The organism is Sorangium sp. So ce381, assembly GCF_051473845.1.
GTDB lineage: Bacteria > Myxococcota_A > Polyangia > Polyangiales > Polyangiaceae > Sorangium > Sorangium atrum.
The window spans coordinates 6000425-6014215 of sequence record NZ_CP150336.1 but is presented as its reverse complement, the minus strand read 5'-3'; the positions used below and the strand labels follow the sequence as shown (position 1 = coordinate 6014215).

At 72.2% G+C, this 13791-nt stretch carries 1 protein-coding gene; it reads left to right on the top strand.

Annotation, left to right across the window (positions count from 1 at the left end; all coding sequences use genetic code 11):
* Positions 1–51 precede the first annotated feature (51 nt).
* Complete coding sequence (locus WMF29_RS22475; protein ID WP_437330796.1) at positions 52–13779, top strand: amino acid adenylation domain-containing protein; 13728 nt, start codon at positions 52–54, stop codon at positions 13777–13779.
* Positions 13780–13791 lie beyond the last annotated feature (12 nt).

Below are 13791 nucleotides of genomic sequence, written 5' to 3'. Positions count from 1 at the left end.
CGTGATCGCGCTTGTGTGCAGCGCCCGGACCGCGGGCGGCGACTCTACCGCATGGAGAAGGCTGTGACGGACGCCATGTTTGACGAACGCTCGAGAGAAGAGAAGCTGAGCGTCTTCCGCGCCCTCCGCGACAGGCTGCGGCGCACCCCGCCGCAGCACGGCGGAGCGGCCGACGGCGCCGGGCCCCGCGCGCCCGTCCTCGCGCCGGATCCGCAGAACCGCCATCGGCCCTTTCCCCTGATGGATATCCAGGAAGCCTATCTGGTGGGCAAGCAGCTCGGGGACGCGCTCGGCCACGTGGGCGGCCACTTCTACATGGAGATCGAGGAGCAGTACCTCGACGCCGCGCGGCTCGAGCGGGCCTGGCAGCGCCTCGTCGCCCACCACGAGATGCTGCGCGCGAAGATCCTCCCCGAGGGGCGCCAGCAGATCATGCCGCCGGCCCCCCCTGTCTCTTTCCCGGTCCACGACCTCAGGTGGTCCGCGGCGGCCGAGATCGAGCGCCACCGCGCCGACGTCCGGCTCCGGCTGTCCCACAAGCTCTACGAGCCGGGGTCGTGGCCGCTCTTCGATATCGAGATCACCCGGCTGCCGGGCGACCGATCCATCATCCACTTCAGCCTGGATACGTGGGTCACCGACGGCGCGGGGCTGCACCTGCTCCAGCGGCAGTGGTTCCAGCTCTACCGCGAGCCCGGGCTAGAGCTCGCCGGACTCGATGTGTCCTTTCGCGACGTCGTGCTGGCGATCAAGGAGTTCGAAAAAACGCCTCGATTCCGGGAGGATCTCGCGTACTGGCTCGGCAAGTTCGCGGACATGCCGTCTGGACCGAAGCTGCCCATGCGGGTCCGGGCGGGCTCCCCGTCGGCGACGGCGGCCTCGGCGCGAGTCCGGCTGCACCTGTCGTTGCCCCCCGCTGCGTGGGGAGCGATCAAGAGCTCGGCGCGGAGCTCCGGTGTCTCGCCGACGACGCTGCTCCTCACGCTCTTCGCAGAGACCCTGAGCGGCTGGTCCGGGGATGAGGCCTATGCCCTCGTCCTGACCTTCTTCAACCGCCCGCCTCTCCACCCGCGCATCGACGAGATCGTGGGGCCGTTCATCTCGACGAGCCTGTTCAAGGTCGAGCCGCCCGCGGGCCGCAGCCTCATCGAGCAGGCCCGACTCCACCAGCGCCAGCTCTGGGACGACATGGATCACTACACGGTCAGCGGGGTGCGGACCCTGCGGGAGCTCCGGCTGCGGAGCAAGGCCGATCGCGCCTCGACGCTGCCGGTGGTGTTCACTTCGATGCTCGACAACGCGGCGAAGCCGGCCGACGCCGAGGACTGGTTCCAGCGCGTCTCGTACGCGGTCACGCAGACACCCCAGGTCGCGCTGGATCACCAGATCCTCGAGCGGGACGGGGCGCTCTATCTGAGCTGGGATTACGACGCGGAGTCCTTCGAGCCAGGCGTGATGGAGGCGATGTTCGACCGCTACGGCCGCGCCGTCGGTGAGCTCGCCGAGCACCCCGAGCGCTGGCACGCCGAGCGCCCGGCGGCGGATCGTCCCGCGGCGCCCTCCCGCTCCGACGCCGTACCCGCGCGCGCCGCGCCGCCGCCTCTGGCGCACGACCCCGCCCTGCGACACCAGTCCTTCGGGCTCACCGACCTGCAACAGGCGTACTTCGTCGGCCGCACGGCCTTCCTGGAGCACGGCGGCGTGAGCTGCCAGCTCTACCTGGAGTACGAATGCGAGGGCCTCGACGTGCCGCGCCTCGAGCGCGCGCTCCGCGCGGTCGTGGCGACCCACGACATGCTGCGGGCGGTCATCGACGCCGACGGGCGCTGCCGCGTGCTCGAGGACGTGCCGCCCTACGAGATCCGCTCCGTCGACCTGCGCGGCGACGCGTCGCCGGAGAGCGCCCTCGCCACGACGCGACGGCGCGCGAGCGAGCAGGTCTTTCCCCTCGGCCGATGGCCCCTGTTCGAGGTCGCCGCCTCGCGGCTCGACGCGACGCGCTGGCGCCTGCACGTCGCGATCGACCTGCTCATCGCCGACGGCAACAGCGTCCTCCTCGTCCTCAAGCAATGGTTCCGCCTCTACGAGCGGCCCGAGGCTCCCTTGCGGCGGCCGGCCATCACCTTTCAGGATTACGTGGCGGCCGTCGCGCGGCTCCAGCGGTCCCCGGAAGGGGCGGTGTCCCGGGAATACTGGCGTCACAAGCTCGCGCACATCCCGAACGGCCCCGTCTTCCCCGGGGCGCGGCCCCCGGCCTCGGTCCGGTCGGAGCGCGCGCGGCTCCAGGCGACGCTCGCCGCGTGGCCGGCCTTCGCGGACAGGGCGAGGGCGCTCGGCGTGTCGCCAGAGACCGTCCTCGTGTCGGCGTATGTCGAGGTGCTGTCGGCCTGGGCCGAGCCCGGGCCGTTCACCGTGGTCGTGGTCGATTACGAGCGCCCCCCGATCCACCCGGAAATCGACGAGATCGTCGGCGATTTCACCTTCCTGCGCTGGCTCGTCCACGAGCCTCGGTCGGGCCGCTCGTTCGCGGAGAAGGTCCGCCGCCATCAGCGCGGCATCGAGGAGGACCGGGCCCATCAGCTCCTCGGCGGCTTCGGGGTCCTGCGCGATCTCGCGCTGCGGCGCCCGGAACAGGGCGCGCGCGTGCTGCCGGTCGTGTTCACCGGCTTCATGCCGCACGCCGACTTCCGGCTGCCGGTCGGCTTCTGCGACGCGTGCGGCCTCTCCCAGACGCCGCAGGTCGTCCTCGATACAGCGCAGGTGGAGGCCGACGGCAGGCTCGCGTACCACTGGGACGCCGTCCAGGATCACTTCCCTCCTCGCATGGTGGCCGAGATGTTCGCCGCTTACGGCCGGCTGCTCGAGCAGCTCGCCACCTCGCCCGAGGTCTGGGATCGGGCGGACCTCGCGGCCGTCCTCCGAGAGCGCGCCCCCGAGAGCGCTCCCTCCGCCCTCGCCGGCCTCACGGACGAGGCGTGGCGAGAGCGCCTCGCGCGCTGGAACGACACCCGCGCCGCGTATCCCGAGGATCGGGCCCTCCACCGCCTGATCGAGGAGCAGGTCCTCCGGACACCCGATCTGCCGGCCGTGCAGATCGACGGGCGCTCGCTCAGCTACCGTGAGCTCGACGAGCAAGCCAATCGGTGCGCTCGCTTCCTGTGCGCGCACGGCGTGGTCCCCGACCAGATCGTGGGCGTGCTCATGCAGCGATCGCTCGAGCTCGTCGTGGCGCTCGTGGCGATCCTCAAGGCAGGTGGCGCCTACCTGCCTCTCGAGCCCACGTATCCGGAGCAGCGCCTGGAGTTCATGGCGCGGGACGCCGGCGTGGCTGTCCTGCTCACCCAGTCGAGCTTCTCCGGCGTGCTGGCCGGATTCACCGGGACGCGCCTGTGCCTGGACACCGAGGCGAGCCGGCTCTCCTCGTACTCCGCCGACAGCCCGCGCGTCGAGGTCCGGCCGGAGCACCTCGCCTATGTCATCTACACCTCGGGATCCACGGGAATGCCCAAGGGGTGCACGCTCTCCCACCGGGCGATCTGCAACCGGCTCCACTGGATGCAGGAAGCCTATGCCCTCACGCCGCTTGATCGCGTCCTGCAGAAGACCCCGTTCACGTTCGATGTGTCCGTCTGGGAGTTCTTCTGGCCGCTGATCACCGGGGCCCGCATCGTCCTCGCGGCGCCCGGCGCGGAGCGGGATCCGGCGGCCCTGGCCGGGCTCATCCAGGAGCACGGGGTGACCGCCTGCCACTTCGTCCCGTCGATGCTGCGCCTCTTCCTGGACGAGCCCAGGGCGGCGGGCTGCGCGTCACTGCGGCACGTCTTCTTCAGCGGCGAGGCGCTGCCGTATCCCTTAATGGAGAGGGCGCTCTCCACCTTCTCCGCTCAGCTCCACAACCTGTATGGCCCCACCGAGGCGGCCGTCGATGTCAGCTTCTGGAAGTGCAACCTGAGGGACGACAGGAAGGTCCCTATCGGCCGTCCCATCGCCAACATCCGCCTTTACATCCTCGACGAGCAGCAGCGGCCGGTGCGCCCCGATCAGACAGGCGAGCTTTACATCGCCGGCGCGGGCCTCGCGCGCGGCTACTTGAACCGGCCCGAGCTGACCGCGGAGCGCTTCGTCCGTGACCCGTTCGATCCGAGCCCGGGCGCCAGGATGTACAAGACCGGGGATCGCGCCGCGTGGCTCCCCGATGGGAATATCGATTTCCTCGGGCGCATGGACGGGCAGATCAAGCTGCGCGGCCTCCGGATCGAGCTCGGGGAGATCGAGGCCGCGCTCCTCGGGCACGAGGCGGTGAGGGAGGCCGCCGTCGCGGTACGGGACGCCGACTCGGGTGATCCGCGGCTGGTCGCCTACGTCGTTCTCCGGGACGGGGCGTCGTTCTCGCCCCAGGTGATGCGGCGCTTCCTCGAATCCTCGCTGCCGCGCTACATGGTGCCGAATCAGTTCGTGCAGGTCGCCGGGATCCCGGTGACGGCCCACGGGAAGATGGACCGGGCGGCGCTGCCCTGGCCGGTGCAGGACGACGCGGCCGCGGCGCCGCCGGACGCCGGCGCCGTGAAGGAGAAGATCCTCCGCGACATCGTCGCCCTCTTCGAGCTGGCCCTCGGGCGAAAGGGCCTTGCTCCCGAGGCGGACGTCTTCGACCTGGGAGCCACCTCGCTGACGCTGGTGCGGGTCTCCCAGAAGGTCCGGGAGGCCTTCGGGGTCAGCCTGTCCGTCGAGACGATCCTGAAGCATCCCACCATGGCGGGCATCGCCGCCAGCGTGGCCGAGCAGGTCGCCGGGGCCGCGGCGCCGCAGCCCGCGGCCTCGCCGCAGCCCGCGGCCTCGCCGCGGAGCGCCGCATCCCCGGTAAAGCCTGCGCCCGAGCCGGTGCTGCCGGCGCGACCGGTGCAGTCGGCGCGACCGGCGCAGTCTGCGCCGGCGGCGTCGGCGAAGAATGGGAGTCCTCGCGTGTTCGCTGGGCAGCGCCTCGTCGACCAGCTCGTCGGCTTCTTCAGGGAGGCGATGAACGTGGCGCACGTCGACCCGCACCAGGACCTGTTCGACCTGGGCGCCACCTCCTTCACCCTGGTGCGGATCGCGCAGCGCCTTCGCGAGCAGCTCGATCTGTCGCTCAGCGTCGATGTCCTCCTGAAGCGGCCCACCGTGGCTGGCATCGCCGCCTTCCTGGAGGAGCGCGGCGCGCCCGCGGCGCCTGTCGAGGCGGCCGCGGCACCAGAGCCCCCGGCGGCGCCGGTCGAGGCCGAGCCGAGCGCGCCCGCTCCGCAAAAGACCGACTTCTTCTCCAGGGAGCAGCGGGAGGCCTTCAAGCAGCAGAAGCCGCACCTGCGCCGGCAGGGCGAGCACCGCGGCGTCATCGCGCTTCCTGGCGACAGCGTCCCCGAGGCCGACTACCGCCTGCGCTCGTGCCGGACCGACTTCCAGGACCAGCCCATCCCCCTCGCGGACTTCAGCGGGCTGCTGGGGCTCCTCCGCCAGGCCACGATCGACGGAAAGTCGAAGTATCTCTATCCCTCGGCCGGCGCGACCTACGCCGTACAGACATACCTGCACGTCAAAGAGGGCGCCGTCGAGGGGCTCGGCCCCGGGATCTACTATCATCACCCCGAGCGGCACGAGCTCTGGCTGATCGACGGGAATCCATCCATCGAGCGGACCGCCCATTTCTATTACAACCGGCCGCACTTCGACCGATCCGGGTTCTCGCTGTTCTTCATCGCCCAGCTCGACGCCATCGAGCCCGTCTATGGAGCGAGCGCGGATCCCTTCGTTCTCATCGAGACAGGGTGCTTGATCGAGCTGCTCACGCTCCGGCAATCGGAGTTCGGCATCGGGCTCCTGCCCGTCGGCGCCGTCGATTTCGACCGGATCCGGCCTCATTTCGGGCTGGGCCCGAGGCACGTATTCCTCCTGAACGTGCTGGGCGGCCGCGTCGAGCGCGAGGGCGCGTTGCCTCGGGCGCGGCAGCCGGGGCAGGGGACGCCGGCGCGCGAGGGGGTCGAGGCGTTGACTGTGCGCGGCGCTCCGGCGGGCGCGCTCCCTGTCAGCGCCTCGCCCGGAGCCGGCAGCCGGGGCGCGGCCAGCGCCGCCTGGGGCACGGACATCGCCATCGTCGGCCAGAGCGGGAGGTACCCCGGCGCGCCCGACGCCGCCGCGCTGTGGGAACGTCTCCGCCGCGGCGAGCGGAGCATCCGGCCGGCCCCCGCCGATCGCTGGGACCCTGCGCCGCTCCAGGCCACGGGGCCTGACAAGGGCGGGATCTACTGCTCCTCGGGCGGCTTCCTCGACGATGTCGATCGCTTCGACTGCTTGCTGTTCCGCATGTCCCCCGCGGAGGCGCGCTCGATCGATCCCCAGGAGCGGCTGTTTCTCGAGGCCGCGTGGGCGTGCCTCGAGGCGGCCGGCACGACGGCCGAGCGCCTGAACGCCCAGGCCGGCAAGGTGGGTGTGTTCGTCGGGGTGATGTGGAACGACTTCCAGAACGAGGGCGTGGAGGGCTTTCGGGAAGACCACGTGGCCAGGGCCGTGGCGCTCCACTCCTCCATCGCCAACCGGGTCTCGCACACCTTCGATTTCAAGGGGCCCAGCGTCGCTGTCGACACGTCGTGTTCGTCGGCGATGACAGCGCTGCACCTCGCGTGCGAGAGCATCCAGCGCGGCGAGTGCAGGGCCGCGATCGTGGGCGGCGTCAACCTGATGACCCACCCGTACCATCAGGGGCTGCTCTGCAGCCTGGGGATGGTGTCCGAGAGCGGCTTCGGCAACGCGCTCGGAGAGGACGCGACCGGATGGATCCCGGGAGAAGGCGTGGGCGCCGTGTTGATCCGGCCGGCGGACGACGCCGAGCGCAGCGGCGACCACATCCACGCGCTGATCAAGGCCACCGCGATCAACCACACAGGCGCGACCCCGCGTTACGGCATGCCCTCGGCCGAGGCGCAGGCCGCGTCGATCCGCGACGTGCTGCGCCGCGCGGGCCTCGGGCCCGAGGCGGTAAGTTACGTCGAGGCCGCGGCGACAGGCGCCGCCATCGCCGACGCCTCGGAGATCGCCGCGCTGATCGAGGTCTTCGGGGAGCGGCAAGGCAGCGCGCCCCGGGTCGCCCTCGGCTCGATCAAGCCGAACATCGGACACCTGGAGTCGGCCTCGGCCATGTCGCAGCTCGCCAAGGTGCTGCTCCAGATCCAGCACAAGACGCTGGCGCCGCACGTGCTGAGCGGCGCGCTGAACCCCATGATCCCCTGGGACAGGGCGCCGTTCTGGGTGCCCGAGCAGCCGGCCGCATGGCAGCCCCGCAGCGGGCCGCGCCGCGCGCTCGTCAACGCGTTCGGCGCCACGGGCTCGCTGGGCCACGCCGTGATCGAGGAGTACTGCGCTGCAGAGCGACCCGCCGAAGCGTCGATTGGCCCTTATGGGGTGATCCTCTCGGCCGCGACAGGCGATCAGCTCCGCGAGTACGCGCGACGTCTCCAGGGCTTTCTCGCCGGACCTGGCGCGGCGCTCTCGCTCGCCGGGGTGGCCTATACCCTCCAGGTGGGGCGCCGCGACATGGCCGAGCGGCTGGCCATCATCGCCCGTGACCTCGACGAGCTGGGCGCCAAGCTGGCAGCGTTTGCCGCCGGCCAGGCGCCTTTGCCGGAAGGGGTGTTCACCGCCAGCGTCGACGGGACGCCGGCGCCCCTGCCCGCCGCGGCGTCGGACGATCCCGTGGCGCTCGCGCGCCGGTGGGTCGCCGGGGACGTGGTGGACTGGTCGCGCTGCTACCGGCGACCGCCGCGACGCGTGCCGCTGCCCACGTACCCGTTCGGGGGCCAGCGGCTCCGCGTGCGGGAGATCTCCCGCGCGGCCGGCGCGGCCCCTGCTGCGGCAGCGGCCCCCGCCGTGGCAGCAGCCCCTGCTTCGGCGCCCGTGACGCGCGCGAGCTCGGAGGCGGAAGACGGGTTGCTCGACGCGGTGGAGCGCTGGCTCGCGCAGCTCTTCGCCTCGGTGGTCCAGATCCCTGCGCGCGACGTGCGGGCGAAGACCCCGCTCTCGGACTACGGCCTGAACTCCCTCATGGCCATGGGGCTGTATCGGCTCCTCTCGGCGGAGGGCCTCGCCGGCCTGCCGAAGACCCTGTTCTTCCAGCACCGCGACATGCGGGAGGTGGCCCGGCATCTCGTCACCTCGCACGGCCAGGCGCTGCGCCAGCGCTTCGGCCTGACCGGCGTCGAGCCGTCCGGCGCGGCTGCCGCGCCGGCGCCGGTCGCCGGCGTGGCGATGGTCGCGTCAGGGCCGCTCCCTGTCGCACCCGGCGACGACACCGCCGTTGCCATCATCGGTGTCGCTGGCCGCTATCCCGGCGCCGACGATCTGCGCGAGTTCTGGCAGAACCTGCGCGAGGGCAAGGATTGCATCGCCGAGATCCCCGCGGATCGCTGGGATCACGCCGCCTGGTACGATCCCGACCGGAGCAAGCTCGGCCGGATCCACAACAAATGGGGAGGGTTCCTCCGCGGGGTCGACCTCTTCGATCCCATGTTCTTCAGGATCTCGCCGCGAGAGGCCGAGTTTATGGATCCCCAGGAGCGCCTGTTCCTGGAGGTCGCCTGGTCGACGTTCGAGGACGCCGGCTATACCCGCGAGCTCCTCCAGCGCAGGCACGGCGGCCGCGTGGGTGTGTTCGCCGGCGTCATGTACAGCGAGTATCCCTTCTACGGGGTGGAGGCGACGCTCAGGGGCCGGCCGGTCGCGGTGGGGCTGGGGTACGGGTCCATCGCCAACCGGGTCTCCTTTGTCATGGACCTGAACGGCCCGAGCCTCAGCGTCGATACCCTCTGCTCCTCCTCCCTGACGTGCCTCCACCTGGCCGTGGAGAGCTTGCGGCGTGGCGAGTGCGCCATGGCCCTCGCCGGCGGGGTGAACCTGTCCCTCCACCCCAACAAGTACCTTCAGCACTCGCTGTTCAAGATGACCGCTCCTGACGGCCGCTGCCGCAGCTTCGGTGAAGGCGGCGATGGGTTCACGCCGGGGGAGGGGGTCGGGTGCGTGCTGCTCAAGCCCCTTTCGCACGCGCTGCGCGACGGAGATCCGATTCACGGCGTCATCCGGGGGGTCGCCGTCAATCACGGCGGCAGGTCGAGCGGCTATACGGTCCCGAGCGCCAAGGCGCAGGCCGCGCTGGTCAAGGCCGCCGTCGCGCGGGCGGGGATCCCGGCCCGGTCCATCGGCTACATCGAGGCCCACGGGACCGGGACCCCTCTCGGGGATCCCATCGAGCTCGAGGGCTTGAACCAGGCGTTCCAGGGCGCAGCGGAGCCTGGCTTCTCGTGCCCGATCGGGTCGCTCAAGTCGAACATCGGGCACCTGGAGGCGGCCGCCGGGGTCGCTGGCTTGACCAAGGTCCTGCTCCAGATGAAACACGGCGAGCTCGCGCCGTCGCTCCACGCCGAGGCGCTGAACCCGAACATCGACTGGACGGCGACGCCGTTCTTCGTCCAGCGGCGGCCGGCGCCCTGGGAGCGTGCCACCGTCGAGGTCGACGGGCGCTCGCAGGTCCTGCCCCGGCGGGCCGGGATCAGCTCCTTCGGGGCCGGCGGGGCGAATGCCCACGTCATCGTGGAGGAGGCCCCGGAGGTCGCGCCGCGCCCCCCGCACGAAGGGCCGCAGATCTTCGTGCTCTCCGCCCGCGAAGAAGGGCGGCTGCGCGCGGTTGCCGCGCGCATCGCGGCGTTCCTCCGCGGCGGCGACGACGTCGACCTCGCCGACCTGGCGTACACCCTCCAGGTCGGCAGAGAGCCCATGGAAGAGCGCCTGGCGCTGATCGCCGGCGACCGGGAGGCGCTCGCGCGCGGCCTCGAGGCCTTCGCGGCCGGCGACGACGCAGCGGTGCTGCGGGGACGCGCCCGCTCGGACGACCGCGCGTTGCTCCCCGGGGACGACGAGGGCGTCCGGTCGCTGATCGCGCAATGGATCGGCAAGGGCCGGCTGCAGCAGGTGGCCCGGCTGTGGGTCTCCGGCGCGGACATCGCCTGGGAAGAGCTGCCACGGCCGTCAGCCTGCCGCAGGATCTCGCTGCCCACGTACCCGTTCGCCCGCGAGCGGTACTGGCTTCCCTTGCAGGACGAGCCCGCGGGCGCGGTGAGCGTTGCGGCGGCGCCATCCCCCTCGGCGGTCCGGGGCGGGGAGCGAGGAGCTGCCGCTCTGGAGGCCGCTCCGGCGCACGCCGGCGTGTTCCTCGAGAAGGTCTGGCGCCCCTCGGAGCGCGTCGCCGGCGGCGCGGAGCGCCCGGACGGCGCGGTCCTCGTGGTCGCCAGCCAGCAGACGCTCGCGCTGGCGGAGGCCCTGCGCGCGGGGCACGGCGACGTTCGCGTCGTCCTCACGCGTGAGGCGGCGGCCGGGCTCCACGGCGGGGAGCCCGGCGGGGAGATGGAGCTCGACACCGGCGCGCCCGCGCAGGCCGACGCGCTCGCGCAGGCGCTCTGGAACGAGCACGGGGGGATCGCCGCGCTGATCGACCTGTCGGACATCCATCGCGAGCCGGTCGCGCGCTGCCCGCTCCAGCTCGGGAAGCTCGCGTTCGTGCAGCGGCTCGTTCGGCTCGCCGTCCCGGGGCCGTTCCGGCTCTTGCACGCGACCCGCGGTCGACTGCCCTTCCGCAACGAGGCGCCGTCCCTCGCCGGCGCTGCGCTCGCGGGCCTGATCGGCGCGCTGGGCGCCGAGTACAGGAGCGTCCGGGCCCGGACCGTCGACCTCGACGAGCGCGCGCTCTCCGGAGCGTCCCTGGGCGAGCTCCTGTGGCACGAGCTCATGGCCAACGCCCCCGAGGGCGAGGCCTGCTATCGGGACGGCGAGCGCTTCGTCCCCCGGATTTCGCCCGTGTCCTCGTCCGGCGGTCCTCGCGGCGGCGATCCCATCGCCTCGGCCATCGCGGCGGGGCGGCCGATCCTCGTCTCTGGCGGGATGCAGGGCCTCGGCGCCGAGGTGGCCCGCCACCTGGTCCGGCGCGGCGCGCGCCGGCTCGCGCTCCTGGGGCGCAAGCCGCTGCCGCCGCGCGAGCGCTGGCGGGCGCTCGTCGCGGATCCGGCGCGCGATCCGCTCACCGCGGCCAGGGTGGCCCTCGTGCTCGACCTCGAGGCGAGCGGCGCCGAGGTCCGGATCTACGTCGGATCGCTGACCGACCGCGAGGCGCTGCAGGGCTTCCTCGGCGGCCTCGAGCGCGACCTTGGACCGCTGGGAGGCGTCGTCCATTGCGCGGGCGAGATGCGGACCTCCACGCCCGCCTTCATTCACAAGGACATCGCCGACATCGCCGCTGTCCTTTCACCGAAGGTCGATGGCCTTCAGCTCGTCCACGAGCTGACGAGCACGAGCCCTCTCGACTTCTTCGTCACGTTCTCGTCCGTGGCCGCCCTGATACCGCGGCTTTCGGCCGGGATCCTCGATTACGCGGCGGCCAATGCCTTCATGGATGTCTTCGCCGCGCAGCGCGCGGCCGCGGGCGAGCGACACGTCCGATCGATTCAATGGTCCCGCTGGCAGGGGGGCGGCATGGTCGGCGAGGGGACCCGGCGTTTCGAGGAATGGGACCTCCCGACGTACTCCACGGCCGAGGGGCTTTCGCTCCTTGACCAGGCCGTGCGGCTGCACGGCACGCCCTGCGTCTTCGCCGGCAGGAAGCTCCCCGAGGAGGCGGCGGCGGAGCGCTGGCTGCAGGTGGAGCGCCCGGAGCCGGTGCAGGCGAAGCAACCCACGCTCGGCGCAGCGCCTGCCGCGCCCGCCGCGCGCGCGGGAGAAAACGGCGCGAGCCACATCGCGCCGCGCGCGGGCGAGAACGGCGCGAGCCGTGTCCTCGACGGGCTGAGGGGCGTGTTCAGCGCGGAGCTCCGGATCCCCGTGGCCAAGCTGGGCTCGGACACGCCGTTCGAGGATTTCGGCGTGGACTCGGTCATCCTGGCCGGCCTCGTCCAGCGGATCGAGACATGGCTGGGCGGCGTGGCGCTCGAGCCCACCGTGCTTCTGCAGCACCGCACCCTCGACGATCTCGCTCGCCACCTCCGCAAACACTTCGAGGCCGAGATCCGCGCCCGGCTCTCGCCGCGCCCGGCTCCTGCGGACAACGTCCCTGCGCAGGCGCAGGCGCAGGCCGTCGCGGCGTCCGACGCTCCTCCCCGGGATGCGACAGCGCAGAGCGCGCACGCTCCGGCAGAGCCCGTCGCCGCGCCCGCGCCCGCGCCGGCGGAGCCCGCCGCCACGATCGCGCCCGCTCCGGACGCCGGAGCGCGCGCCTCCCTCGGGGCGTCGTCCTCCGGGCAGCCCCGGATCGCGGTGATCGGCCTCGCCTGCCGCTTTCCCGGCGCGCCCAGCCCGGCGGCGTTCTGGGAGAACCTCGCCGCGGGCGTGTGCAGCATCCGCGAGGTCCCGCTGTCCCGGTGGGACTGGCGCCGCCTGTACAGCCCCGACCTGCAGGAGGGCAAGAGCATCAGCAGGTGGGGCGGGTTCGTGGACGACATCGAGGGGTTCGATCCCGGGTACTTCAACCTCCCCGAGTCGGACGCCGTGATGCTGGATCCGCTGGTCCGCCTCTTTCTGGAGGCGGGGGTCACGGCCTTCCTCGACGCCGGCTACGATCGCAAGGCGCTCGGCGGCCGCAAGGTGGGTGTCTTCGTGGGCGCGCGCTCCGCGAATTTCGCCGAGCGGTCCAGGCACGCGTCCAAGGCCAGCATCGTCAGCGGCGGGCAGAATTTCATCGCCGCGCACCTGTCCCACGCGCTCAACCTCAAGGGGCCGAGCCTGGTCGTGGACACCGCCTGCTCGTCCGCGCTCGTGGGCATCTCCCTCGCGTGCCAGAGCCTGGCCTCGGACGCGTGCGAGATGGCGGTCGCGGGCGGCGTCGACGTGCTCCTCGACGAGAAGCCCTATCTGGTCCTCAGCGCAGGGCGCGCCCTGTCGCCCGACGGCAAGTGCCATGTCTTCGACGAGAAGGCGAACGGCTTCGTCCCCGGGGAGGGCGCGGGCGCCGTGATCCTGAAGCGCCTCGACCGGGCGCTCGCCGACGGCGATCGCATCGAGGCCGTGATTGAGGGGATCGCGGTCAACAACGACGGGCGCACCATGGGCATCAGCACCCCCAACCCCGAGGCGCAGTCGGCGGTCATCGAGGAGGCCCTCTCGCGCGCGGGCGCCGCCGCGGAGACGCTCGGCTACGTCGAGGCCCATGGGACCGGCACCCTGATCGGCGACCCCATCGAGCTCCGCGGGCTGACCCAGGTCTTCCGCCGCTCCACCGAGGAGCGGGGCTTCTGCGCGGTCGGCAGCGTCAAGACCAACATCGGCCACCTCCTGAGCGCGGCGGGCATCGCCAGCTTCATCAAGGTCGTGCTCGCCCTGCGCCACCGCCAGATCCCACCCACGCTCCACTGCGAGACCCCGAATCCGCGCTTCGCGTTCGCCGACTCGCCCTTCTATCCCGCGACGCGCCTCGCGCCGTGGCGCCCTCGTCGCGGCGTCCGCAGGGCCGGGATCAGCTCGTTCGGGTTCGGTGGCACCAACGCCCACGCCATCGTCGCCGAGCTGGATCCGGCGCTCGCCCCTTCGGACCAGCAGGGGCGGCGGCGCCTGCCTGCTCCCGCCTTCAACAGGCGCCGCTTCTGGCCAGAGAGCCCGGCCGCGCCCTCGTCCCCGCAAGCGACCGCCGCGCCGGCGCGGCGCGATCCCACGCGTTTCCAGCTCGAGTTCGAGCCCGTGGAAGGCGCCGAGCCCGACGCGCGGCAGCCTGGAAGGCGATAAACGGCTTTGCTG